We start from the raw sequence: 24786 nt of genomic DNA, 5'->3' as shown, positions 1-24786 counted from the left end.
CACATCATGTCGCATTTACTCGATACGTATCGACATTTTCTTAAGACAAACACCCATGCTTCGAAGGCTATCGAGTCTGGCTTCGGGCACCTTGAAGCTGGATATAAGCACCTCGCTTATGCCGTAAGCTCGAATGAGATTCGGGAGGTCAGTGCTATCGAAGATTCGATAGCCGTGAATTTTCTTGCCCGCCTTCCGGCCGTCGTCGTCGATGAAGCCAACCGGCGCGTAGCGATGATCCGGGTTGTTTAGTATTTCGCGGATCAGCAGCTCGCCTCCGTCTCCAGCGCCGTATATCAGAACCGGCTTTGCATTGGGGTCGGGGTTCGCGCGGCCAACGATCAGCGCCTTCAGCATGAGAAACGAGACTCGGCTAACGCTCACGAAAACGAGCAACAACAGCATGTCTAGCAGAGCCACGGCTCTCGAGGGTCCACGAAACCAATACATCAGAAACACTACGATCGTGCTTACGGTCGCGCCCGCGGCTACGGCGCGCGCGATCATCAGCAAGTCGGTGATTCCGACATAGCGCCACAGCCCGCGGTACACGCCACCCACCAAGAAGAACGCCATCTGGATGATGATCACCAGCGGCAGCGTCTTCAAAAAGATTTGGAGTTGCTCGTCCGGAAGCACTCCGTCCCACCTCAACACGAATGCCCCGTAGTAGGCCAGCGCGATCAGCGCAACATCCAGCAGCACCTCGAACACGCGCCGCTTATAGGAGAAATCCGCGATAGTGTTTATAAGCCGAATTCCCTCCGGCTCCTTGCCTTCGTCATAGACACGAACCTTACCCAGATAGAGCCCCAGAAATAGCACCAACAAAGCGAACAGCGGCACGAGCGCCAATACCACGGCCGTCTCGAGCCATCTCACCGCCAAAGCGAGCACGCCGCATGTAGCGGCGAACAGGTATAGCAAGATCACCGCGCGCCGCTCCGAGACACCCAGAGCGACCAGCCGATGAGAGGCATGATCGCGCCCCCCTCGTGAGATCGGCCTCCCCGACAACTTACGCGAGACCGTGACAAAGCAGGTATCGAAGATCGGAATCATCAGGATTAGAACCGGTGTAAGCAACACCGATGTCAGACTGCGAAAGCGTCCTGTGTCCGCCAATAGTGCCGTACCCGCGAGCACGAACCCGAGGAACATCGAACCGCTGTCGCCCATGAATATCGACGCCGGGTTAAAGTTGAATGCCAGAAAGCCAAGCACCGCTCCTCCCAATAGCGCAGGCAGTACCGCCGCCGACGTTTGCCCGTTGAGCAAGAACGTGAGCGCAAGAAACAAACAGGAGATCACGGTTATTCCGCCGGCGAGCCCATCCATGTTGTCGAGCAAGTTGATCGCGTTGGTTATTCCTACCAGCCAGAAGATGGTCAACACGTCGTTGATCCACTGGTACTCTACCCACGGCAGATGCAGGCCAAAAAAGACTGCCGTTGCGGCCGCGATAAGCTGAAGGACGAGCTTGGTGTACGGCTTTATGTGTATTGCGTCATCCACCAGCCCGGTCAGAAACAGCAGTGTACCGGCCACGAGGATCGCATATGTGCTCGAAAGCCTCGGCGCAAAGACCAAAAAGCCAGCCACAAACGCAATATATATCGCGACGCCGCCCAGCATCGGGGTTGGCTTCTGATGCCATCGGTCCTGCCTTGGCGCAGCAACCATTCCGACGCGGTGTGATGCAGCACGGGCGATCATTGTGAGGACAAGCCCGAGCAGCAGAGTGGAAAAACTAGCTAAGATGATTCGCATATCCACTCCAATCGATAATCATTCTCTTAGGATTCCGCATTGTGTCTTAGCTGGGCAGCGACTCCCTTGACTGAAACACAAGAGAACTCGCCGGTATTCCCATCTCGCCCACCATCTTCACGCGGTGGTAATCGATGATGCTTGTGAGCATTGCTTCCAAATCGACCTTCGGCTCGTACCCGATCAGCGCGCGAATCTTCGAAATATCGGGGACTCGCCTCATCATATCCTCGAACCCCTCCTCGTAAGCCTTGTCGTAGGGCACGAACACAATGTTAGACGCCGACTCGGTGAGGTGCTTGATTTTTTCGGCAAGCTCGAGCATCGAGATCTCGTGATCGCTCCCTATGTTGTAGACCTCGCCCACCGCTTGCGGATGCTCAGCAATCGCGATCAGCGCTCCAATGACGTCTGACACGTGGGTGAAGCATCGAGTCTGCTTGCCGTCGCCATACACCGTGATGTCCTGTCCCGTCAGCGACTGCTGGACGAAGTTGGGAATCACCATGCCGTAGCGTCCGGTCTGGCGCGGACCAACCGTGTTGAACAACCGGACGATTACGGTCGGCACCCGCTTCTCTTTCCAATAGGCAATCGCCAGAAACTCGTCTATGGCCTTCGAGCAGGCGTAGCTCCAGCGGCCCTTATTCGTCGGCCCCATTACCAGATCGTCATCTTCGTTGAAAGGCACTTTGTTGCGTTTGCCGTACACCTCGGACGTTGACGTTATCACCACCCGCTTTCGTTTCTTTGCCGCGAGGCTCAGCACGATGTCAGTGCCCCGTATGTTCGTCTCGATTGTGCTGACCGGGCTCTCGACTATCAGCTTCACCCCAACGGCGGCGGCCAGGTGGTAGACGATATCGCAGTTGTCTACGAGCTCGGCTGTGAGCCGATAGTTGCGAATCGTGTCGATGTGATAAGTGAGGTTCGGGTGATTCTTGATCAACACTATATTCTCAATTGAGCCGGTCGAGAGATCATCAAGCAGGTGCACCTCGTCGCCGCGCGCCAGGAGGCACTCGGCCAGATGCGATCCAATGAACCCCGCCCCGCCGGTGATTAATACTTTCATAAGGTGTTTCCCTTCCCGCTAAAACTAACTAAGCCTCGAGTCGCTCCTGCGGCCACTCGCGCTTCGTCGCCCATCAACTCGTGATAGAGCATTTCTATGTCACCCACCAGTCGATCCCTCGAGAGGTTTGCTCTCACGAATGCACGCCCTCGCTCGCCCATCTCGCGGCGAAGGTCGGGACGTTCGATCAGGAACCGCAGCGCGCGAGCGAACGCGTCCGCATCCCGGCTCGGCGCAGTGACCCCATGATCCCAAACGGTGAAGCCTTCCAATGATGCCCTGCGCGCGCCCATAACATCAACCACGCCTCCAACTTCAGTGGCGGCGACCGCACGCCCGCAGCACATAGCTTCGATCAGCGTCAGAGGCGTTCCTTCATTGAGCGACGTCAGCGCAACTATGTCGAGGCCTGCATACAGCGAGGTCGCATCTTCACGAAAACCGGTGAAGACAGTCTTGTCGGCAGCGCCGAGATCGCGCGCCTGCCTCTCGATGTCCGCCCGCAAGTGACCGTCTCCGACGATTACGAGGCGGGTCAGCGGCCCGTTTTTGTTGGATGGTTGCGCTATGCGGGTCGCCGATTCGAGGAACATCGAATGGTTCTTTACTTCGCAGAGCCGCCCCACGATACCAATCGCGACTTCGTCATCCGAGATCCCGAATTCTTTTCGGAGCCGTCCACGATCCTCGACCAGTTCATCAAGATCCAGGCCCAGCGGTACCACACGGAATTGTTCGCCCCGGCCAACCTGGAATGACTCACAAATCTCGCGCCTTTGCTGTTCGCTGATGACGACTATTCGATCGGTGCAGACTCTCGCAAGCATGCGTTCGATCGCAATGAACAGCCGCGTCTTAAAAGGACCGTAGTAGCTGTGAAACACATGCCCGTGATAGGTATGAACGACGCGGCAATTGCGCGGCCGCAACCACAGCGCCGATGGCGTCATCCATTTGTAGATCGTCGCGGCGATCCGTCCGGCCGCGCCCGCCTTTGCCTTGTGCGTGTGAATGATCTGCGGCTTCAGCTTGAAGAATTGCCGCAGCAGCTTCGCGATCACCAAAATGTCGCGAAGACTAAGTTCGCGGCTCATCTCCCTGATCACGATCGGCTCGACCTCGTTCTCGCGAGCGAAATAGCTCATATCGCCCTCGCCGGGCGGGACCACGCCGGTAATCAGCGTTGTTTCAAACTCGGCTTCGCTTAGACCGGCGGTCAGCCACACGACGTGTTTTGCAGGACCACCGATATTCAACCGATCAATTATGCGCACAACTCTGAGCGGCGCCAGAAACGCAGGCGAGGTGTCCTTGCGAACTCTCTTTTCAGTCATTGAACGGTACGATGTAGAGTCAAAAGCCATAGAGCTGCCAGGATCTCACGGCAACGGCTGGTCCTTAACGGCAACGGCGATCAGACTGATGCCGCCCCAGGCATGAGTGATGGCAGTGCGGATCGCCGCTCCCTTTCCCAGATTGCGCTCGTGTCTCAGCAGAATAACGCGTTCATCTTCCGCTGCGACCCGTTGGAGAACTTCCCAGGTGCCGTCGGTGCTATGATCGTCAACCACAACCAGCTCCAGGCTGCGAATCAGCTTGTGCCGAAGCTTCAGGACGCGGCGAAGACTCGCCTCCACAACGTACCGTTCGTTGTACGCCGGAACCAGCACGCTCAATCGGAAGGAACTAACTGGGAATGTCTCGATCACAGTCGGTTGGGAAACAAGTGAGCCGATCGCCTTCATCTCCTTCACGCGTCCTCGCCGAGCGCCAAATGTTCAATCGCAGGGCAGGAACTATCGGAAAGATCAGTGATGAGCCCCACCCTAAATGAGTCCAGGCGGGTTTCTTTTACATCAGTTTTCATTCAGCACCAGATAGCGAGATGACTGATCAATCAATAAATTCCCGATGCCACAATTCGAGCATTAGCAACGTCCAGAGTTGATGAGCGTAGTCCCGGCGTCCGTCCACGTGCGCTTCGACAAGGTGGCTGACGACTTCGCGATTGAAATATCCGCGGCCAAGCGCGCGTTCCGACAAAATGGTTTCCGGGAGAAAACCCTTCAGCTCGCCGCGGAACCACCGGCCAATCGGAACGCCGAATCCCATCTTTCTTCGGGTGAGGTTCTCTGCCGGGAGCAGCCCCTTGAGGGCGTTCTTCAAAAGGTACTTTGTCGTAAGCCCGCGAAGCTTGTACCGCGCCGGCAGGCTTGCCGCGAACTCCACAAGGTGATGATCGAGAAACGGCGAGCGCGCTTCGAGCGACACCGCCATGGTTGCGATGTCCACCTTCACCAGCAGGTCGTTCGGCAGATAGTGTGACGTGTCGGCCATAAGCGCGCGATCAACTATGTCAGTGTTCCCGTTCCCTTCGAACCACGGTTGCACGTAGCCAATCGCCTTGGCGGCCGAGGTCCGCGCGAGAAACGCCGTCGTGCACAACTCCGCTTTTAGCTCTTCGCTTATTGCGCTCGTCCATCTCAAATAGCGTTCCCCGGCGGGGCGGCCCATGACATCGAGGAACCGGCGCGCCTTGCCAAGCCGCGACCTTGTCGAGCCCGCCTCAGGAATGGCTGCTATGGCCGGTTCCACGACTTGCTCTCGCAACAGACGCGGCAAATGATTATAACGTTCGGCGATTCGCATCGCCGTATAGCGTTCATATCCTGCGAAGCATTCATCACCACCATCGCCATTCAGGGCAACCGTCACGTGCTGCCGCGTCATCTTCGCCAGGTAGTAAGTCGGGATGGCCGACGAGTCGGCGTATGGCTCACCGTAATGTCTCACGAGGGTCGGAAGGACCTCGACTGCGTTCGGGCGGACGACGAACTCGTGATGTTCGGTTCCGAATCGCTCGGCTACCCGGCGCGCGTGTCCGATCTCGTTGAACTCCTGCTCGTCGAAGCCTATTGAAAAGGTCTTCACACGCTCGGATGAAAGCTCGCTCATCAAAGCCACGACCGCGCTCGAGTCGATCCCTCCAGAAAGAAAAGCTCCCAGGGGGACGTCCGACATCAGACGCACTCGCACCGCATCGCGCAGGAGCTCGACGACCCGCTCGCCCGCTTCTTGCTCCGAGATGTCGATCTTGTTTCTGAAATCAAGCGACCAATAGCGGCTGATCTCAGCCTCGCCGTCTTGCCAGATCAGAACGTGCCCAGGCTCTAGCTTGTGCACATTGCGAAAAGCAGTGAGCGGCGCGGGCACACACATAAACGAGAGGTAGTGCGATATCGCGGCCTCGCTGACATCCCGCGATACATCGGGGTGGCGAAGTATCGCTTGAAACTCGGAAGCGAATACAAGCTCGCGTCCGATGATCGAATAGAGCAACGGCTTCTTGCCCACGCGGTCACGCGCGAGGAGCAGCTTTTGTTGATTCGCATCCCACAGAGCAAAAGCAAACATCCCTCGCAGATGTTTGGGCACATCATCGCCGTACTCTTCATACGCGTGCACGATCGTTTCAGTGTCACTGTGGGTGTAAAAGGTGTGTCCCTGTTTCTCAAGCCCAGCTCGCAACTCGGGATAGTTGTAGATTTCGCCGTTTAGCACTACCCAAACAGTCTTGTCTTCATTATGAATCGGCTGCTCGCCCGTAGAGAGATCGATAATCGAAAGGCGGCGCATGCCCAGGCCCACACAGGCGACCCTCTGAGAATTGCTCGAACCTCTTTCAGGGTCACAGGAAACATAGTATCCTTCATCATCCGGTCCGCGATGGACAAGGGCGGCACACATGTCGCGTAGCGGCGCCTCATCTATCGCTCGTCCGTTGGAGTCCACTATGCCGACAATTCCACACATTTGACTTGATTCCTTGGTCAGGACTACTCAGCCTGAATCTCCATCGGGCTTGCGGTTACCCGCTGAGGAACCGCAGCGCCCGAGAGCGTGCCAAAAGGAACCGGTTGATACATTCGAGACCATTTTTCACGTTTAGCGCTTCGCCTCAACTCCAATCCAATGCAAATGAAAATGAAAAAGAAAACGTACAACTGAGAGCGGTGCCTGTACGCGGTCCCGGCGTTTGACTGGTAGAGCGCAAACGCGAGCGTGAGTCCTAATACGAAAGTACAGATCACGAACGACTGCCGGAGTCGGGTTCTGAGCGCGAACCAATATCCTTTCGCCATCATCGGCATCAGGCACCACCAGGCAATCAATTCCGGTAGTGTTATGAGCTGCCGAAAATTATTGATCATCCATGGAAACGGCGAAAGCAACACGTAGAGGACTCCCAGAGGCAAGTATTCTATGGCGGCCTCGGGATCGGTAATGTCGACATCGCCGCCAAAGCCGCTGTTTGAGACCCTAGCGCTCCACGCGCGCGCGTTCTGTATGCGGTTGAGGTCGATCGTGCTCTTAGCAACCTCTCCCGCTCCAAAGTAGCTAAAGGCGAGACCGATGATGATGACCAGCACCGCTCCTTGCAACATTCGAACGGGATCGAGTTTTTTTTGCGCGGTGAACAATAGTCCCCCGGTTACCGCCGTGAACATAATGTACGCCGCATAGTGACGGAGCGTGTACAGGCAAAGCAACGACCCCAGAAGAAGTACGAAGCTCTTGATCTCAACCTTAGTGCGCACCTTGAGCGCATAGAGCACGCACAAGCACAAACACAACATGATCGGGCCGTCCTTTAGCCCCTGCGAGGTCCACAGAACTAGCGAGGGCGCAAACGCGGTCATAATGGCCACGGTTCGAGCTACTCGCTGGTTCGGATACACCATCATCGCTATCTTGTATCCGGCGATGCAGACCCCCGCGCCAATAGCGGAGTTGATGAGTTGTATTGCTAGCGGGTTCTGGCCAATGACGTAATATATCCCAGCCACAAAGTAATACATTCCAAAGCCCGATGTTCGCGCGGTAGTATACTTGACGAGCCAGAAGGCGTTGGGATCCACGAGCCCCTTCCAGGACTGAAGCAGCGCGTTTCCAAACGCATCGTAGGTGTCAGCATCCGCCCCGAGAAACTGCTGCAAATTCCGACTGTAGATCGCATAAGCCAGGATGTATCGCACCGCGAGCCCCCCGATAAAGACCTTCACCAGGAAACGCTGATCGGGGGTCCGGCTGCGCAGGATGATCCAGATACAGACCGCCGCCGGGATGATGCCAACAACGATGGCCAGGTAAAATTGTGGCGCTATGACGACATCGTTGCCTAACCACAGCGAACCGTAGACCACGAATAGTGCAAAGGCTAAAGCAATAACTCTGTTACGCATCGACTCCCGACTGATCTTAGAAAACATTCCCATCATCGCATTAATCCGAAAGATTGTAGCTCCTCCGCCGCTTGTTCGACGGTGTCAACAGCCTTCTGTCCTCGAGCCCACTCGAGAAGCTGTGGAATCCCTTGTTCGAGCGAGACAGTCGGCTCATACCCAAGCAGTTCCCGCGCGCGTGAGATGTCGGCGAAGCAATGTCGAACATCGCCTTCTCGAAAGCGGCCTATTATTCTTGGTTCGGTCGAAACACCCAGACCTTCGGCGAGCAGTTGAGCGACGCGCGCAATACTGGAAGCCGCTCCGGTGCCGACATTGATAACCTGGAAATCCGCGGCTTCTGAATCGATCACGCGGAGGTTCGCCTGAACAATGTCCTGAACGTGAGTGAAATCGCGACTTTGAAAACCGTCTTCGAATATCAGTGGCGGCTGACCATTCAGCAGCCGCGACGAAAAGATCGCGGCAACCCCAGTGTATGGATTTGAAAGCGCCTGTCGCGCGCCATAGACGTTAAAGTATCGTAAAGCTACTGTGGGAATGCCGTAAGCTCGACCAACCATGATGCACATCTGCTCCTGATCCTGCTTTGTCACGGCATAGACCGAGGCTGGATCGAGCGGCTTCGTTTCCGGCGTCGCCGCCGGCTCGAGGTCAGCCGCGCATTGAGGACATCGCATTTGCCAATCGCGCGATTCAAGTTGTGCCACTGTCCGCAGCCGCGGCGCCACTGGCCCGCAATTCCCACATGAATACGCGCCCTCTCCATAGATCGACATCGAGGATGCGACTATCAGTTTTCGCACATGTCCGCGTCGGGCCACCAGTGCTTCGAGCAAAGTCGCCGTGCCCAAGCTGTTGGAGTCGACGTATCGCTCGATCTCGTACATAGACTGGCCGACGCCGACTTCAGCGGCTTCATGGAACACGACCTCAATGTCTTCAAGTGCCCTATCGACTAAGGAACGATCGCGAACGTCGCCGCGGATAACTTCGACGACCGAGGGCAGTTGATATGGACTCGCGCCGTGAACTTGCTCGATGAAGGCATCGAGCACTCGGACCCGATAGCCTCTCTCGAGCAATCCATCGACTAGGTGCGATCCGATAAACCCAGCACCGCCGGTCACTAGAATCATAGAAATCCTTTGGATTAGCTAAATTGCTCGTGGCCTTAAGTTTCCAGCAAAACAAACGCGAAGTACTCAGACAGCGAAGCATCCATCCCGATAGCGCTCGGCGAACTGAGCCCTGCTCCGAGCACTGATCTATTGGCTAGTCGCTTTTATTTCAACAGATTATCTTGATTGCCGGTCGCACTTCGTCACACTTCTATGTCGGGTTGAACACCGACAATGGTCTTGTCAACTTTGGCCTTGCAAGCGTTGCTCACGGCGCGCATCTGTTGTCCCAGTGCTTCGCGAACCACTCGCGCGAAAAGATCGGCGCAGTGGCGCATCGAGTAGCGTTCTTCGACAGTACGGCGGCCCATCATCCCGACTCTTTCACGAAGCGCCGCATTGTCAACCAGCGACTCTAGGTTCGTGATCCACTCGGAGGATGTCAGCGCCAGCAGTCCGTTTTCTCCGTGCTGTATCACATCGCAGTTCGCGCCGACTGCGGAACATATGGTCGGGATCCCCATACCCATGTATTGCAACGCCTTCGCCGCGCACTTGCCACGGGACCACTCGTCAGCGGGCATCGGCATAATGCCGATGTCAATGAGAGACAGTTCATCAACCTCGGTACGCGCCGACCAGGGCCGCCACACGTAGCTAACCCCCGGTAGTAACGGTTCTCGATCGGAAATTACACGAAACTCCACATCGCGGCGTGTTGTCAGCTCGCGCAACACCGGAGCAAACATCTCCAGATGAGTTTGCGATGTTGAGCTTCCCGTCCAACCCACTACCACACGGCCGTTCGATCCGTTCTTCTTCTCAGGCCGGTAATGGTCAGTGTCAATGCTGGTGGGAATGATCGTCACGTGTTGATTGAATTGGCGAGCGTAGTCTGCGAGCCAGGCGTTGCCAACAACCACGTGCTTGCTGATGCGGCAGATGGTGGCGGTTTTGCCCGGGAACTTCAGCCATCCGAATCCCCGATTAGCCTCCGTCGTATGCAGCTTGAAGATCGCGTCGTCAAAATCGTAGATCACAGGTCGCCCGAACAAAGCAACGAGTCTTTCGAGCACAGCAGGCCCCGCTATACAAGCAGCCCTGTGTATCAGCACCGCGTCGTAGCGGCGTGTCTTTGTCGCGTCCGCGCATCGGAGAAGGAACCGAATTGCGTTAGCAAAGGCTTTAGCAGCGCGGCGTCCGGGCTTATACAGCAGCTCCATGAGCTGCTCATCGGCAAACGGAACCAAGTCAACGGAGATCCCTTGAGCCTCGAGGTAGGGCAGCCACTGCTCTATCCTAAAGCGCTGGCTTGGCGCGGTACCGCGCGGATATGGCACCAGCGCGCAAACCGATGTCGTTTCGTGGTGAGTTCTCATGTCGTAATCAAAGACCCGCGACCTCATCGGGCGATAATATCGTAAACAGATAATTCAGCCATTCTGGATGACCTTCAATTCGTTCGCGGAATACGGGACCGTCTGGCGTCAGATGATAGTATCGGTAGCCAATCGGTCGCAGGGCTTCTTCAAGCTCACGCTCGCTGCCGCGTCCCAGCACTTCACAAACTATGAACGGTCTGTCCCTTCGCAGCGCCTTAATCATTCCGCGCAACACCTGCGGCTCGGTGCTTTCGGTGTCTATCTTCACCAGGTCAACGCGATCAATCTTGTTTTGCTCAACGAAGCGATCAAGTGTGATTATCGGAACAGTCGAAACCGTCAAATTATTTGCCGAGCACATGAACTCGTAGGAGGGGCTCGAACTTGTGGGCAACTCGACTGGCACGTGGAAGAATTCTGCCGCGCCGTCAATCTCGCCTACCGCGCTCTTGATGCACTGTACCCGGTCGAGCCTGTTGAGGGCGACGTTTTTCCGCAACCGCTCATAAACCCCGGGCAGCGGCTCAAACGCGTATACTCGCCCGTCTGGATTGGCGTGGGCCGTAAGCAGCGTGAAGAGCCCGACGTACGCGAAACATCGAAGGTTACCTGTGCGCATGCTGCGAGGCGATAAAAGAGAGAGGCACCGTTTCAGGCTATAGCCGTCCCAACCGCGCCAGTAGACTTGATTGGACACCCAGTCATCGCCGCGCGACCATAGCCGCAAAGTTCGATTGTTCGGAAGCGCAAGCCTAACATCCCCAACCCTGTGAAGGTGCTTGATTATGAACTCGGACCGCCGGCCCATGGCGCTGAAAAGAGCATGAACCGTCGAAGTGGCAACCTGATTGAACGGCCGCAAGGCGCGCAGTCTCTTTAATCCTCTTTTGACGCGCCCGTTAATCGCGCCATCGCTTCTCGTGAGTGTTCGGGTCTCCTCTACGGGGTCAGCATGCAATCGCGATTCAGCTCTCATCAACAAGCGCCTTCAGCGAACAATTATCTCGCGTCGTCTTCGATTGAATAAGCGCCAGCGGCCGGCTCTGTCGCGCGAGAAAGCAAGCCATGATAGAGATTGATCTGCCGTTCGCAAGCAGGCTCAAGCGCGTAATGAATCTCTGCGGCGCGGCGGCATCGCGCGGGCAACTGATCGTCCTTGAGCAACGAACGGAGTTCTGCCAACGCCCGCGCGTACGCTTCGTCGCTGTGCTCATTTACGATTACGCCGACTCGCTCGCGGCGAATGATCTCATCAGTGTCCCCAGCGTTCGGCGTCACAACAACTGGAAGCCCGGCGGCCCAGTACTCACCGATCTTGGTCGGCGATCCTGCGTGATCCGCCTGCCCCTGCCTCAGAAAGTGCAGGCCAACGTGTTCTCGCGCCAACTCGTCTGGCATAGCACTGTACGGAACGGTTCCCATCGACCAAGCGTCGTCGGATAAAGTGCTTAGCATGGAAGCAACCAGGTTAGGGTCAGACCGAGTGAGGATTCGAAAATGCGCGCGTTTTACCATACTCGATACGATAGCCACAAAGCGGCCGACTCGCTCGAGATCATAGCGGCCTCCCACCCCCCCGATATAAACAAATCGCAGTTCCTCGCCCTGGGCGAGTGTCTTTGAACGGTTCCATCGAAAGTGATTCAGATCTACGCAGCTAGGAACGACTATAACCGGTGTCCTCCTGGTACGCATGGTAGCGAGGCCCTCAATCGCGACCTTCGCTTTAGACGAGAGGGCAATGACTGCATCTGCCCGCAAATACAGCTGCTGCTCCAAGAACTTCGCAACGCGGTGCGGCGCTGAATTCACCTGCCAGACGCCGGCATCAACCTGCTCATCAGGATAGAAGCCCTCGTTGTGATAGATCAGCCTTGCTCTCAACAGTGACGCAGTCGCAAGTCCCATTAATCCACCCACGAATGTCCGGGCGTGAACGATATCAGGCCGACACCGCAACTTTGCCGCGATGCCTCGAGCGCAACCGTGAAAAAAGTCAAATGCGGTCGCAGGTATCTTGGGCCGCTTGTGATATCGAAGCGGTATCCAGTCAACGTCGTGCTCGTTCAAATTTGCGCGAATCGAACCGATCTCGCTGGTCCGCGCCAGGTCTGCTGACTTTTCAAAGGTAACGAGCGTTAGATCAGCGCCCAGCGCAGCTAACCTCTTAACTGCGGGTAAAACGAGCGACTGTCCCAATGGCTCGGCGGCGCCCCAGTAAACGATGTAGAGCACACGGGGCTTTGACTTTCTTTGCATTTGGAAGCTATGCAGTCTGGGTCGTGCGGTTCGGGCGGAGCCGTGCCGCGGCTCGATACGGGAAAGCAATCAAGTAGCGTACCTGACGAACATCCATAGTGACCGCGCGCGCTGCGCAGCGCGCAAAATCAATGTACCGCCGAGCGTGAACGTAAGTGCCTGCAAGCACCATGTAGTTTCGCGCCAAAGCGCTTCTACGGCGCTTTAGCAAGGAAGGCGGAAGTCCTGGTAGTGCGAATCCCTTCTTCAATACAAGCAAACTGTCACGCTCAAGCAACGGCGCGTTTCGGCTCATATTAGTCCCGTGTTGTCTGTAGGTAACCAGCGTGTCATCCAAGTAGAGAAAATCGGTAAGCGCGGCAATGCGAACCCACATGTCCCAATCGGCGCACTGGCTCAGCGCAGGATCGAACCCTCCTGCCGTCGCAAACAGCGAACGCTCACACAAGACCGTGCAGATACTCCCAACGACGTTGCCTCGCGTCAAAAGGTCTTCGAGCGCGGATCCGTCCCGATTGCTGTGATTGACGCCCAGTGGTACAAGGTCGGAGTCAACCACTGTGAAGGCTGAGTAACAAAAGCGGCGGTCCTTCTCCTTCTCCAGTGCCGTCAATTGCTGCTCAAGCTTATCCGGATACCACGTATCATCCGCATCTAGGAACGCTATATACCGGCCGCAGCTCTCTTTGATGCCTCGATTGCGTGCTGCCGCAACTCCGCCATTGTTCTGTCGAATGTAGCGAACAGGAGTTCCGTACCGGCGCATCAGCGTCTCGGTCTCATCTGTTGACCCATCATCAACGACGAGGACTTCGAAGTCCCTGAAGGTCTGGGCCAGCACGCTCTTAACCGCCTCGACCAGGTACCGCGCTGAGTTATACGTGGGAATGACTATCGAGACTTCTGGCATCCGCTCCCTCAAGCGAGTCGTTCGAATGTTGTAGGTAAATCGCTTCGTACGCTCGCACCATATCTTCAAACCGAAACCGGCTGACAACCTTCTCTCGTCCAGCCCCGGCCATTTTGTGTCGCTTATCGCGATCATTTAGCAAATCAACAATCGCGGCTGCGAGAGCTTTGCTGTCCGCCGGAGGAACGAGGACCCCATCAATGCCATCATCCACGATTTCTGGGATCCCTCCCACTCGCGTCGCGACGACCGGCGTGCCCAGATACAGGGCTTCGGTAAGCGTCAACCCAAACGCTTCGGCAAGACTGGGAAGAATAAGGAGGTCGGCTGCTGCAATAAGGTCAGCTGCGTCGTTGCGGAACCCAAGAAAGGAAACGATGTCTTCGCAACCCAGCGCTCGAACCTCCTCCCTATAGGCGGATTCAAAGGTTCCCTTGCCCGCCACGAGTAGCCGAACCGACCGGTCGCACAGTCCGCGCAGTTCCCGAAGAGCTTCAAACAGGTAGTGGTGTCCCTTCTCTGGATGAAGCCGTGCGACGATCAACAAGAGATATGAATCCTCGGCGAAAAACTCGCGGCGAACCCGCTCGCGGGCGTCCGGAGCGGAAGGCTTGGCACGATCAAAATCAATACCATTCATGATGGCGTGGACCTTCTCGCGTGGAGCGTTTTCGACCTGAATCAAGTGCTCGGCGGTATGCTCGGAGACTGCGATGACGGCGTGGCTCAGTCGAGTGCAAAGCTGATCCAGACGCACATGCCACCTCTTGTTTATGCGCGTGTGATAGTCTGAGTAATGACGTGTCACGACACGAGTCCGTGTGCGCGCCAATAACCCTGCCACCAATCCTATGACCGACGGCTCGAACAGGTGGGTATGCAAAATATCGATCTGTCTGTGCTGCAAGAACCGCGCCAGGCGGAGCATTCCAAGCGTATACTGGCCGCGATTTCTGCAATCGCAACTGAAACACTCGACCCCTTGAGCTTGCATATAGTCGCGCAGCCAGGGCGCAATCGGATTGAGCGTGGCGAAGAACATTCGGTAGCGACTCCGGTCGTGCCACTTGGCAAGCTGCGGGAAGAAGCCGCTGGTGTCGCTGTCCTGTGCGAAGTGCAAGATGTTTTGCATTAGATAATCAAACCGTCAGCAGTCATCGGCTTTCACCCAGTTGTCCGTCGCTATCGCTGCCTGCTGATCGCCAATTGACGCGCGTGTTCTTCCTTTTCGATAGCCGTGGAATATGTGAGCGCCGAGAAGCAGACGATAGCATCGATCAAGCGCGAAACTGTTTGGCGCTACGCGTTCAATTATCGAAGTAATTAAGAACAGAATCGCCAAAATCGCGTTGAGAGCAACTACCAGCTTAAATAATTTGCGCGCGCTAATCGCGAGCGGTTCTCTTCCCCACTGCACCGGCCCGTTCACCCGCTCGCGCTCGACATTGTCCGGCCAATCGGGATAACGCTTGCAGAAGGGGACCATGTGCTCGGCGCCCCACTCTGCGCGCCGGCAGTAACTGCTGATGTGCAATGCGCTGTCGTTATGGATGGCGTCCGCTTCAGGGATAAACGCGATTTTTCCCCCGCGCCTGGAGTGGCGAAAAGCGAAGTCCTGGTCCTCGCTGCTCGCCAGCGAGCCATCAAACCCGCCGAGCTTATGAAACAGACCTCTAGGTATGGACATATTTGCGGCGGTGCACAAGTTGCGCATCGTCTTAAGCCCGCGAGTCTGTGGCAATCCGCGTTGCTCAAGCGTCTGTCGAAAGCAGCCAAACGGCGTTGCCACCAAGCCATCTGGAAGGCGCACCGAGCCAACCACAAGCGCATCCGGCCACTCACGGTGCGCGCGCAGATGATTGTCAAGGAACGTGCTTCCGACCGTCATATCGTCGTCCACAAAGACTAAAACGTGTCCTTTCGCCGCTGCCGCGCCGGCATTGCGTGCCGCCGATCGCTCGAGGCCTTCAAGCCGCACGAGCAAGCACCTTGGATTTTCACTGCTTTCGCGGAGGCTGACAGGAGGGGATGAACCGTCATCCACCACGATAATCTCGTACTCGGCGGCAGCAAGACTCTGGCGCTTTAGGCAGGCAAGCGTATCTGCCAACTCTTTGGCTCGATTGTGTGTGGGAATTATGACGCTTAGCTTAATGTCGTTCACAACTGACTGCCTGACGCTGGCGCTTCGTTGCGTAGCGCGCGATATCGCGCATACAGCTTGGTTGACCCGATAGAACTTAATAACAGTGCCCAAAAGGTCGGACGTGTCAGCATGATCAAGTCTGCCCTCGCTGCGTAATATAGGTTGTTTCTGGCCACCGCTTTTTGCCCACCGAGAAGACCAAGCTCAGCAAAATACATATGGCGCCGACTGAGCGCTTGAAACGCGGACCGGCTGAGCGCACTCCATCGTCTGTCTTCAACTGATAACCTTGTAAATGTTTCCTTCAGGATTCGCCGCTCCTGATGCCCATTCTTCGCCGCTCCGAGGATCTCAGCCGTGCCACTGGCATCATGTACCCGATACGCGGCCAAGGGCTCGCTGGCGTAGCCTGCTGCGCCGCATCGTGAAAGCCTCAACGCCCACTCCCAGTCATGACCCCACGTCAGGTCGGTTCGAAACCGTCCGGCCTTGCTCGCGCATGACTTCCGAACCATCAGCGAAGGCGGAGACACGATGCAACCAAGCAAAAGCGATTCAAGCAGTTGGCAAGCAGGAAAGAATCGGTCAGTGTTCCATTGCCTCTTGGTATCAATCACTGCCCCGTCCGAGTCAACAACTTTCACTGCGCCGAAGACGAAGCCAGTTTCGGGGTGCTCGTTCAACCGTGTAACCCGGTCGCTCAAAAAGCCGGGGAGAAGCAAATCATCTGCGTGCAGCAGGGTAAAGAATTCTCCTCTGACCTCATCAAGGCAACGATTGAAGTTACCCGCCTGGTTCGTTAGGTCGGTGAAGCGCAAGTAGCGGATGCGTGAATCACCGTATTTCCGGCAGAGTTCCGGCGTCTCGTCGGTCGAGGCGTTATCGCAGATCACCAATTCGTAATCCGTGAACTCCTGTTGCAATACACTCTCAATCGCCTCCGGCAAATATCGCGCGGTGTTGTAAGTGGGAATGCAAACGCTGACGGTTGGTGTCATTGCTTTCTCAAACCGACACGACGATGTCCAGTTGCTCGGCCACACGGCCTGCCACTCGTCTTCCACTCTCGATGGCCTCGAAGCTCCAGTGGTATCCCCACTCTCCAAAACGTCCGCACGCGTAGAGTCCAACGCTCTCCATCCACGTGTGGATTGTGCGTAGGCTGGGCTCGCGATTGAAATCGAACACGACGTACGCGTAGGGAATGTTTATCTGATCGGCGACTACAATGCGGTCCGAGTCCTCGAGAATACCGGTGCGCCTGAGCGATTCAACAACGCGTTCCACCAGCCGGTCTTCGTTAAGCGGCTTCCGGCGAGAATAAGCGATTTCGCAGGAGATCGAGCTATGTCCCGGCGGCGCGTTGTCAGGCGCGAACTTAGAGGGAAAGCTCACGCGAAAGAACGGAACGTCGTGATCGTAGAAATAAACCCAGTGCCCAGGCCCAACATCCGGCCGCGCTATGCCGAGATTCACGCAACGAACTGAGGTCCACATCAAGCGTTCGGCAGCAGCACGCACCTCCGCGGGAGCGTCAGCGGCTAGACGCACAAGCGTTGGCAGCGGGATTGTCGAGATCGCCGCCGTGTAGTTTCGCTCGGTCCCATCCGCAAAGGTAATCCGTCGCGCATCCGTCTCGATCCGCGTCACACCGCACCCGAGTCGAACCCGTGTGGCGCCGGATGCGACAGGATCGATAATCCGTCCGAAGCCGCCGCTCGCGGGATATGAAAAATCGGTAAGGTAATTCAACTCTTGTGGATTGGGATCGATCACTCCTCGAATGACTTGCTCCATCGACGGCCTCGAGATTCGCCCTCCTACCTTGGAGCCCAACCATTCGGTGTTCATCTCACGCGGTTCGACAGTCCAGACTTTGCGTGCGTAGCGCAGCATGAACTCGTCCGCGAAGGTTTTCCCGAAAGATGCGTAGCACCACTCCTCGTAGGTGCGAACTTCCGGCTCAAGCTGCCGGCTGGCCTCGACGAAATCCATCACGCACCTGGTGGCCAGCTCAGGCGGCAAAGCGTTGGCATTCGCTTGAACAGGGTAGCGGCCATAACGCGTCGTGTCGTAGTTGTTCCAAATCTCCGCGCGATGGGCGATCATCTCATCACCGAGCGGCTCCCAAACGAACTCACGCGAGCAGTCGTCTTTGCCAAAAAAGACGTGAGCCCCTTCATCAAAATTGAATCCGTCCACGCTCTTGGTGCGGCAGTGGCCACCAAGATAGTCCTCCCTTTCGAAGACCTCGCACTCTCCGCCGAGATGATAGGCTGCGCTGAGGCCAGCAAGCCCCGCTCCCAGAACAATCACATCACTTGACATCTTTGTGCCCTGACTCCCAGGCGAGTGCGCGCGAAATCGATAGTTCGTTCAAGCCCCTTATTCAAACCAACACTGGGCTCCCATCCGAGCAGCCGTCGCGCCAAAGTTATTTCTGCCCAGGTGTCGTAAAGCTCCTCTTCGGGTGCGTGACGAGCGCCGATGAGAAGCGGCGCATTAGCGCCCGCCATCCTCCAGATAAGCTCCGCCACGTCGCGCAAGCTATGAGCCTCACCTGTGCCTAGATTAATAACGCTTCCTTCGATTCCGGGCGCGCTGGCGGCGGCGAGAAGACCTCGCACTACGTCCTCGACGAAGATCAGATCACGCTTTTGCTCTCCGTGCGACATTCGGAATTCGACGTTGCGAACGGCGGCATCCACGGCTTCAGCGATGAACATATCGCTCGGCTGGCCGGGCCCGTATACGCTGAAAGGCCTGACGACCACGACCGGACAGCCGGCCTCCGCGTGAATTTTCATCGCCTGCTCGGTTGCCCTGGCCTTGGAAACCCCATAAGGCGATGTGGCTAGCGAAGGAAGCGCTTCATGCTGGGGCCCGGGTTGATTTCCATACTCCTCGGCGGTGCCAAGAATCACAATCCTATGGACTTCGGCCGTCATCGCCGCTCGCAGCAGGTCTACTGTCACGCGAAAGTTCAACTCCTCACAGGCGGCCGCCGAACCACGTGCATCGGTGCGCCCTCGCGTCCCCGCGAGGTGAACTAAAACTCTGGGCTTCTGGAGCCGGAGAAACTCTCGGACGCTGTTGGCTTCACTGAGATTCACCTCAGCCCATCGGATCTCTTCACCGAACTCCTCTAGATAACCATCGTGGTTCCGGGAGCGAGTCACGAGCGTCGGGCGGCAGCCCGCGGCGACAAGCGCCCACACCAGGTGGCCCCCGATGAAGCCGGTTGCTCCCGTTACGGCTACGTTTTCAAGACAGGATAAATCTGACATCGGTCACGTCATCGGAACGTCTGCGGGCGAGACGCCTGCGTTCTCAGAAAATCGCGATACCACAGGATAGTTCGAGTGACGCCTTCTTCGAGGGTGTAGCGAGGCTGCCACCCGAGCGAGGCGCGGGCTTTTGTAGCGTCGAGGTATTGATGCGTGATCTCGTTGCTTGCTTCACCTCGGACGTCCAGCTCGAGGTCTTCACGCCCGATCAAACGCAGAACCATTTGAGCCAGCTCGAGCACCGTCACCTGAATCTCATTGCTGAAGTTGAACGCCTCGCCTCCAAGCTCGCGGCGCGCTGCCAGTTGTTCCGCCAGCATCAAGTAAGCAAGCGCCCCGTCTTCTACATAAAAGTAATCGCGAATGAAGCTACCATCACTGCGAATCACCGGGCGCTCGCCGTGCAATGCCGATCTTATCGTGCCCGGCACTATTCGATTCCAGTTCAAATCGCCGCCGCCGTAAAGGTTTCCACACCGCGTGACGCAGACCGGCAAGCCGAAGGTCGTCGCGTAGCTTTGGGCGATCAGGTCCGCGCACGACTTGCTAACGTCGTAGGGATGCCTTCCCTGGAGCGCAGCGTCTTCGGAGTAAGGTAATCGCTCGTGACTGCCGTACGCCTTGTCGGAAGAAGCTACAATGATCTGTTGAACGGTGGGCGCGCGCCGGCAGGCTTCGAGCACGGACCACGTTCCGCCTATATTCGACTCGAACGTGCTGATGGGGTTCCGGTTGGCGATGCCGACTATTGTTTGCGCCGCGAGGTGAAACACTGTGTCGATCTCGTACTCGCCCAGCGCGCGCTCGACTGTGTCACGATCGCAAATATCTCCGCGCACCACGCAGACTCGTTCGAGCATACCGGAGCGAAACAACTCGTTCTCGGGCACCCAATCGCGTATGAGCGCGACGACAAAAGCCCCGCGCTCAATCAGGGCTTTTGTCAGCCAGCTCCCAAGCAGGCCAGTAGATCCAGTAACCAGGACCGGTCGCTCTCGCCAGAATGTTTTCGTTTCGTTGCTCACTCCCATACCTTCCAGGGCGCTCGGCCTGTGTCCCACATATCTTGCAGCAGCTTCCATTCTCGATAGGTATCCATCGGCTGCCAGAAGCCGTCATGCCGATAGACCATCAACTCACCATCGGCTGCCAGCCGTTGAAGCGGCTCGCTTTCGAGCGTTAGGTCATCTCGGTCCTCGAGATAACGATCGACGAACTCGGGCTCGAAAACAAAGAAGCCGCCGTTGATGCATCCTTCGGTCGCCTGTGGTTTTTCGGCGAAGGCCTCCACCTTGCCGTCCTTAAGCTCCAGTTCGCCGAACCGGCCCGGCGGACGCACGCCGGTCACTGTGCCAAGCTTGCCGTGCGAGCGATGGAACCGAAGCAACTCAGTGATGTTCACATCACCCAGCCCGTCACCGTAGGTCAGGCAGAAGGGCCCGCGATCCACATACCGGCGCACCCGGTGAAGGCGGGCGCCGGTCATCGCCGCGTCTCCCGTCTCCGCAAGCGTCACCGTCCATCCGTCCTCGTCGTGGCCGTTGTGAAACTTGACGGCCGGAAGATTGCCCAGCCGCACGGTGACGTCTTTCATCCGCGCTTCGTAGTTCAGGAAGAAGTCTTTGATGATGTAACCCTTGTATCCCAGACATAGCACGAACTCGTTGAGTCCGTGATGAGCGTAGAGCTTCATTATGTGCCAAAGGATCGGGCGGCTACCGATTTCGACCATCGGTTTTGGCCGGACTTCAGTTTCTTCACGGAGACGAGTACCCTGACCTCCGCAGAGGATCACTACTTTCATTCCTGGTTCCTTCCCGGGGCGTTACTGCGGCTGATCCCGGTGTTGCCCTTCGGGACCGTGGAATACCCGGAGGCTGATTGCTGACCTGTCAAATCGTAACAGCGGCAAGGGACTCACTCCTGATCCCCAGTACCTGAAAATAGAACTGCTCGACAGCTCCGACTCTGTCTCGCGTATCCAGCACGGGACGCAAGTTATCCATAAGTCGGCGCACCAGTCCGGGCTCTTCCAGCACGCGGCGCATCTGGCGCTCGAGTTCGCTCGGGTCGCGGAACTCGTACAACAGTCCGTCCACTCCGTCCCGGATCGTTTCGGTGATCCCGCCGATTGCGGGCGCGATGGTTGTAGCCCCCGCCGCAGCGGCCTCGAGCGGAATGCGACCGAGTGGTTCGCACACAGTCGTTGCCATCAACGCAACGTCGATCTCCGAGTAGACATTCCAAAGCTCGTCAGGCGCGTACATCCCTCGAAGGAAGACTCGGTCCTCAAGCCCGTGCTTAGCGACTTGCTCGAGTCCGTTGTCGAGGTTCGGACCCCAAACGTGCAGTTCGAAGCTGAGACCTGCTCTCTTGAGTGAAGCAGCCGCTTCGAGCACGTGTAAGATCCCCTTGGTCTGTTGGAAACCTGCCAGGAATCCGAATCGGAGAGGAGTCCTCGGCCGAGAGGGCGAACCAGGGCAGCGACCAGACAGGTTGATCCCCAGAGGTACGTACTCCACCTGACCACTGATACGCGGCTGGTGCATGCCTATCATGAAATGGGAGTAGCCGAGAGCCCCGCTCAGACACTTCCTCGCACGTGACCGGCGCCAGATCCGGTAGGCCGGATAGACCCCGAGTTTGAGCAGGCGCCAGGGCAGCTTCACCATAGCGCGAGCGTGGCTGCCGTCGTAGTGACTATACATGCATTCAGCGCATCGAAGCGGCCGCGGGCCGGGGCAAGGCTCCGACGTCGGCGATCTCAAAAGCATGAGTCGCGTACAAATCAACCACGCTTCGTGCACGAAGCCCACAATTGGCACGCCTTCTCGGTGGATCGTAATCAGGCACTCTTCGCCGAGCGGACGCGCTGTGCTGTAATGCACGATGTCCGGTCTCCAGTCGGCCAACAAACTGCTAACAACCCCGCTGATCCGGCGCTCGTGGCCGCGCCAACCCGCGAGTCCCAGTTGCCATCCATCCGGGTCGCGCGTCTTAAAATACGGCAGGTTAACTCGATCGACGCGAACCGCTCCATCATAATCTGTGCGAACGCTGTAAGGCTTATTGTCTGAGTTCTCGGTGCAAAGAACTCGGACATCGTGACCGCGCTGGGCCAGCGCTCGGGAAACGTCCTGGATGTAGATGGCCGCGCCTCCACCGTAGCCGGGAGGGTACGTTTCGGCGACTTGCCAGATGCGCAACTTCAAACTGCTACTGATCAGTGCCACCACTAGCCCGTAACTCGACTAACGCGCCGCCATCGCGATTCAACGGCGCGGCGTAGTTTTCCCTTTATCTTGAGCAGAGCTCCAGAGACGTCGCCGCCGACCTTTGTAAATTCCATCGGCCGATTCACAGGATCAGTGTTGTAGTAGGTGTTTGCAAAACCAATCCCCTCCATTAGCTGGTGTGTCCGCCCCGCATATCGAAAGTTTTCGGGCAAGTGTGACGGGAACTCGTCACCTACGCTCTCGAAGCTTTCAGTGATCAAGGCTATGCCCCCGGGTCTCAGGGCACGATGGAGGGCTCTCATTACAGCCGGCGGATCCGGAACGTGCTCAAGCACTTCGATGCACACGGCGACGTCGAAGGTCCAGGCGGGGATGTCAGCTTCTGCTTCAATCACTGCAATGAGATTCGCCGGGTTCTCCCGTTCAAACCGGAATCGGGCAAAAGCGGAGGTAATGCCAGGGACGTCGAAATAGGTTACTCGATGACCACATCGTGCAAGCGCAATTGAGTCACTGCCGATGCCATCCCCGTATAACAGAACGCTCCGGGGCGAGCCGAGTCGCTCAATGCGCGCCATTAACGCACTCCAGGCTCCACGACGTCGAGCGTGGCAATGGTCGACGACAAGATCATACACATAACTGTCGGTCTCGCCATAGAAGCGCATAACCTCATCTGGACTCTTGGGTTTTGCCAACCTCCAAGCATCCGCAACAGTTGAGCCCGGGCTTTGCAACTCGTGGTCAATTCGTTCCCAGACCTCGCGCTCGGTCAAATGGAAGAACTCAGCGACGAGCGGTACTATGCGCTCAGCTAACGCCAGATTGTATTCAGAGACATTGCCGGCAATAACGGCAGACATCCGATTGACTCCTTTCACATTTGCGACGCAGCGGGGATCGGGGACCGTCGAACCACTGTACGCACCATATCTGCCAGGTCGAGCAGTCCAGCTCGACCGCCCAGAAGCGCCACGATCAGCACGTATCCGAGCGAAGTGACACAGACTCCTGCTGAAAGCCGCACCGCACCCGACTGGATCGAACTCGTTAGGAGGAATGCGAGGCCACCCGAACTCACTGCCGCCACTAGCGGCACAGCGGCCGACTTAAGAACCCGGAAACCGACTTGCCGGGTAGCGAACCGCGCGGTTATGACCAGCGTTAGAGTCAGGAGAAATACCGCGACGCTGTCCGCGTAAGCCGCACCAACAACACCCCAGCGGCCCGACAGCGGCGGGATAGCTATGAAAAGCGTCGCTAGCTGTACGCCTGTCGCGATCCCAACAAGATGCGCTCTTCCGGTCCCTACCAACAGTGCTCCGCACGCAAACAGAATCGGCACCGCCAGCACCGTGAAGCACATGACCCGCAGCGCCGGAACCAGCGGGAGCCACTTGGGACCAATCAGATACGTAACGAGCACGGGGGCCGTCACGAATAGAATCGCGCAAGCGGGCGCCAGGAGTAGGTATGAAGTGCGCAGACATTCCCGCAGCGCACGTTGCACCCGCGACGGGTCATCCTGAATTCGGGCCAGGGCCGGTACCAAAACAAAGTTGATCGCCCTCGCGAAGACGTTGGCAGGCGTGCGTGAGGCATTCCACGCCATCGAGTAAAAGCTCATCGCCGCCGGCCCGATTGAGCCGGCCACCAACAGGTTATCGACTCGTCCGCCAAGATAACCGCCGAACCCGCCAATGAGCACCTTCATGGTGCCCCGTATGGTTTCGGTCCATATCCTCTTCGAAGGCCAGCCAGGCCATGCGGCCGATCCGGTTGAGAGCAATCGCCACCACAGCAGCAGAGTTATTGCTGCGCTGCTGGCAATGTTAGCCCACGCCACGCCGATATAGCCGTACCCGGTTATCAACAGCGCCAGGGCTGATCCGACAAAGAGAACCGGTTGCAGGATCTGAAGCCGCGCGAGGAGGTTCAATTCGAGCCGCCTCTGCATCACCACCTGGGCATAGCCGCTCAACAACTCAAACACGGGCATCCAGGCAAGTACGAGCAACAAATCGCGGAGAGGACCAGCCGCGTCGTCTTTCCCTGTGAGATAACGGGAGATCGCTGAGAAGGCGAGCCACGTAATCGCAAACAACGACGCCAACAGAGCCGCCCGAATTGCAGTAGCCGCAAGCGCGTACTTGCCTTCGCTTTCTTCGCCGCGCGCCGCAACCGCCGCCGTCTCGGGATAAAAGCCCAGCATCGAGACGACGCCAATAACTATGACCGCCAGGCCGAGCAATCCCACCTCGACAGGTTCCAGCACGCGCGCGGTCACGATCGCCAGCACTACTGTGAGGACGCGCGTGACGACCTCAGCAGTTCCGGACGCCATTGCTGCGCTCGCA

At 57.2% G+C, this 24786-nt stretch carries 21 protein-coding genes; all 21 read right to left on the bottom strand.

The window, feature by feature from the left end; translation table 11 throughout:
• Positions 1–15: 15 nt before the first annotated feature.
• The 21 genes from AABO57_21310 to AABO57_21210 all read right to left on the bottom strand — a co-directional run bounded on the left by AABO57_21310 (position 16) and on the right by AABO57_21210 (position 24773).
• Positions 16–1770, bottom strand: coding sequence for a hypothetical protein (locus AABO57_21310; protein MEK6288265.1), 1755 nt, complete (start codon positions 1768–1770; stop codon positions 16–18).
• 46 nt (positions 1771–1816) lie between these two features.
• Positions 1817–2845: a GDP-mannose 4,6-dehydratase gene (locus AABO57_21305; GenBank protein MEK6288264.1), complete on the bottom strand. Its 1029-nt coding sequence runs from the start codon at positions 2843–2845 to the stop codon at positions 1817–1819.
• Positions 2842–4179, bottom strand: coding sequence for a glycosyltransferase (locus AABO57_21300; protein ID MEK6288263.1), 1338 nt, complete (start codon positions 4177–4179; stop codon positions 2842–2844). The genes AABO57_21305 and AABO57_21300 overlap by 4 nt, the downstream gene beginning before the upstream one ends.
• Positions 4180–4224: 45 nt before the next feature.
• On the bottom strand, positions 4225–4590 hold the full coding sequence (locus tag AABO57_21295; GenBank protein ID MEK6288262.1) for a glycosyltransferase family 2 protein: 366 nt from the start codon (positions 4588–4590) through the stop codon (positions 4225–4227).
• A gap of 148 nt (positions 4591–4738) precedes the next feature.
• Entirely contained in the window at positions 4739–6658 is a 1920-nt protein-coding gene (asnB, locus tag AABO57_21290) for an asparagine synthase (glutamine-hydrolyzing) (protein MEK6288261.1), read from the bottom strand.
• Positions 6659–6681: 23 nt separating this feature from the next.
• Entirely contained in the window at positions 6682–8088 is a 1407-nt protein-coding gene (locus AABO57_21285; protein ID MEK6288260.1) for a glycosyltransferase family 39 protein, read from the bottom strand.
• A 32-nt stretch (positions 8089–8120) separates the two neighbouring features.
• Positions 8121–9227: an NAD-dependent epimerase/dehydratase family protein gene (locus AABO57_21280; GenBank protein MEK6288259.1), complete on the bottom strand. Its 1107-nt coding sequence runs from the start codon at positions 9225–9227 to the stop codon at positions 8121–8123.
• A gap of 185 nt (positions 9228–9412) precedes the next feature.
• The gene (locus AABO57_21275; protein ID MEK6288258.1) at positions 9413–10588 is read right to left on the bottom strand and encodes a glycosyltransferase family 4 protein; all 1176 of its coding nucleotides are present in this window, start codon (positions 10586–10588) and stop codon (positions 9413–9415) included.
• Between the two features lie 7 nt (positions 10589–10595).
• The gene (locus AABO57_21270; protein ID MEK6288257.1) at positions 10596–11567 is read right to left on the bottom strand and encodes an FkbM family methyltransferase; all 972 of its coding nucleotides are present in this window, start codon (positions 11565–11567) and stop codon (positions 10596–10598) included.
• 23 nt (positions 11568–11590) lie between these two features.
• Positions 11591–12850, bottom strand: a complete 1260-nt coding sequence (locus AABO57_21265) for a glycosyltransferase (protein ID MEK6288256.1) — start codon at positions 12848–12850, stop codon at positions 11591–11593.
• A gap of 7 nt (positions 12851–12857) precedes the next feature.
• Entirely contained in the window at positions 12858–13760 is a 903-nt protein-coding gene (locus tag AABO57_21260; GenBank protein MEK6288255.1) for a glycosyltransferase, read from the bottom strand.
• Positions 13726–14892: a glycosyltransferase gene (locus AABO57_21255; GenBank protein ID MEK6288254.1), complete on the bottom strand. Its 1167-nt coding sequence runs from the start codon at positions 14890–14892 to the stop codon at positions 13726–13728. The genes AABO57_21260 and AABO57_21255 overlap by 35 nt, the downstream gene beginning before the upstream one ends.
• 15 nt (positions 14893–14907) lie before the next feature.
• On the bottom strand, positions 14908–15924 hold the full coding sequence (locus tag AABO57_21250; protein MEK6288253.1) for a glycosyltransferase: 1017 nt from the start codon (positions 15922–15924) through the stop codon (positions 14908–14910).
• Positions 15921–16904, bottom strand: a complete 984-nt coding sequence (locus tag AABO57_21245) for a glycosyltransferase (protein MEK6288252.1) — start codon at positions 16902–16904, stop codon at positions 15921–15923. Before AABO57_21245 ends, AABO57_21250 begins: the two co-directional genes overlap by 4 nt.
• 7 nt (positions 16905–16911) lie before the next feature.
• Entirely contained in the window at positions 16912–18234 is a 1323-nt protein-coding gene (locus AABO57_21240; GenBank protein MEK6288251.1) for an FAD-dependent oxidoreductase, read from the bottom strand.
• On the bottom strand, positions 18219–19193 hold the full coding sequence (locus AABO57_21235; GenBank protein MEK6288250.1) for an NAD(P)-dependent oxidoreductase: 975 nt from the start codon (positions 19191–19193) through the stop codon (positions 18219–18221). Before AABO57_21235 ends, AABO57_21240 begins: the two co-directional genes overlap by 16 nt.
• 8 nt (positions 19194–19201) lie before the next feature.
• Entirely contained in the window at positions 19202–20224 is a 1023-nt protein-coding gene (locus AABO57_21230) for a GDP-mannose 4,6-dehydratase (protein MEK6288249.1), read from the bottom strand.
• Positions 20215–20997, bottom strand: coding sequence for a glucose-1-phosphate cytidylyltransferase (rfbF, locus tag AABO57_21225; protein ID MEK6288248.1), 783 nt, complete (start codon positions 20995–20997; stop codon positions 20215–20217). Before rfbF ends, AABO57_21230 begins: the two co-directional genes overlap by 10 nt.
• A gap of 88 nt (positions 20998–21085) precedes the next feature.
• Positions 21086–22399 carry a glycosyltransferase gene (locus AABO57_21220; GenBank protein MEK6288247.1) on the bottom strand — a complete coding sequence of 438 codons (1314 nt, stop codon included), beginning with the start codon at positions 22397–22399 and terminating at the stop codon, positions 21086–21088.
• A 29-nt stretch (positions 22400–22428) separates the two neighbouring features.
• On the bottom strand, positions 22429–23292 hold the full coding sequence (locus AABO57_21215; GenBank protein MEK6288246.1) for a class I SAM-dependent methyltransferase: 864 nt from the start codon (positions 23290–23292) through the stop codon (positions 22429–22431).
• Positions 23293–23306: 14 nt separating this feature from the next.
• A complete protein-coding gene (locus tag AABO57_21210; protein ID MEK6288245.1) occupies positions 23307–24773 on the bottom strand; it encodes an oligosaccharide flippase family protein in 1467 nt (488 codons plus the stop codon).
• Positions 24774–24786 lie beyond the last annotated feature (13 nt).

The sequence above is a fragment of the Acidobacteriota bacterium genome, assembly GCA_038040445.1.
GTDB lineage: Bacteria > Acidobacteriota > Blastocatellia > UBA7656 > UBA7656 > Onstottus_A > Onstottus_A frigus.
This window is presented reverse-complemented; position numbering and strand designations above follow the sequence as displayed.

What these genes read in the sequence shown, in the direction of transcription:
- AABO57_21310 (MEK6288265.1), bottom strand. Translation starts at nt 1,770, where the DNA reads ATGCGAATCATCTTAGCTAGTTTTTCCACTCTGCTGCTCGGGCTTGTC.
- AABO57_21305 (MEK6288264.1), bottom strand. Translation starts at nt 2,845, where the DNA reads ATGAAAGTATTAATCACCGGCGGGGCGGGGTTCATTGGATCGCATCTG.
- AABO57_21300 (MEK6288263.1), bottom strand. Translation starts at nt 4,179, where the DNA reads ATGACTGAAAAGAGAGTTCGCAAGGACACCTCGCCTGCGTTTCTGGCG.
- AABO57_21295 (MEK6288262.1), bottom strand. Translation starts at nt 4,590, where the DNA reads ATGAAGGCGATCGGCTCACTTGTTTCCCAACCGACTGTGATCGAGACA.
- asnB (MEK6288261.1), bottom strand. Translation starts at nt 6,658, where the DNA reads ATGTGTGGAATTGTCGGCATAGTGGACTCCAACGGACGAGCGATAGAT.
- AABO57_21285 (MEK6288260.1), bottom strand. Translation starts at nt 8,088, where the DNA reads ATGCGTAACAGAGTTATTGCTTTAGCCTTTGCACTATTCGTGGTCTAC.
- AABO57_21280 (MEK6288259.1), bottom strand. Translation starts at nt 9,227, where the DNA reads ATGATTCTAGTGACCGGCGGTGCTGGGTTTATCGGATCGCACCTAGTC.
- AABO57_21275 (MEK6288258.1), bottom strand. Translation starts at nt 10,588, where the DNA reads ATGAGAACTCACCACGAAACGACATCGGTTTGCGCGCTGGTGCCATAT.
- AABO57_21270 (MEK6288257.1), bottom strand. Translation starts at nt 11,567, where the DNA reads ATGAGAGCTGAATCGCGATTGCATGCTGACCCCGTAGAGGAGACCCGA.
- AABO57_21265 (MEK6288256.1), bottom strand. Translation starts at nt 12,850, where the DNA reads ATGCAAAGAAAGTCAAAGCCCCGTGTGCTCTACATCGTTTACTGGGGC.
- AABO57_21260 (MEK6288255.1), bottom strand. Translation starts at nt 13,760, where the DNA reads ATGCCAGAAGTCTCGATAGTCATTCCCACGTATAACTCAGCGCGGTAC.
- AABO57_21255 (MEK6288254.1), bottom strand. Translation starts at nt 14,892, where the DNA reads ATGCAAAACATCTTGCACTTCGCACAGGACAGCGACACCAGCGGCTTC.
- AABO57_21245 (MEK6288252.1), bottom strand. Translation starts at nt 16,904, where the DNA reads ATGACACCAACCGTCAGCGTTTGCATTCCCACTTACAACACCGCGCGA.
- AABO57_21240 (MEK6288251.1), bottom strand. Translation starts at nt 18,234, where the DNA reads ATGTCAAGTGATGTGATTGTTCTGGGAGCGGGGCTTGCTGGCCTCAGC.
- AABO57_21235 (MEK6288250.1), bottom strand. Translation starts at nt 19,193, where the DNA reads ATGTCAGATTTATCCTGTCTTGAAAACGTAGCCGTAACGGGAGCAACC.
- AABO57_21230 (MEK6288249.1), bottom strand. Translation starts at nt 20,224, where the DNA reads ATGGGAGTGAGCAACGAAACGAAAACATTCTGGCGAGAGCGACCGGTC.
- rfbF (MEK6288248.1), bottom strand. Translation starts at nt 20,997, where the DNA reads ATGAAAGTAGTGATCCTCTGCGGAGGTCAGGGTACTCGTCTCCGTGAA.
- AABO57_21215 (MEK6288246.1), bottom strand. Translation starts at nt 23,292, where the DNA reads ATGTCTGCCGTTATTGCCGGCAATGTCTCTGAATACAATCTGGCGTTA.
- AABO57_21210 (MEK6288245.1), bottom strand. Translation starts at nt 24,773, where the DNA reads ATGGCGTCCGGAACTGCTGAGGTCGTCACGCGCGTCCTCACAGTAGTG.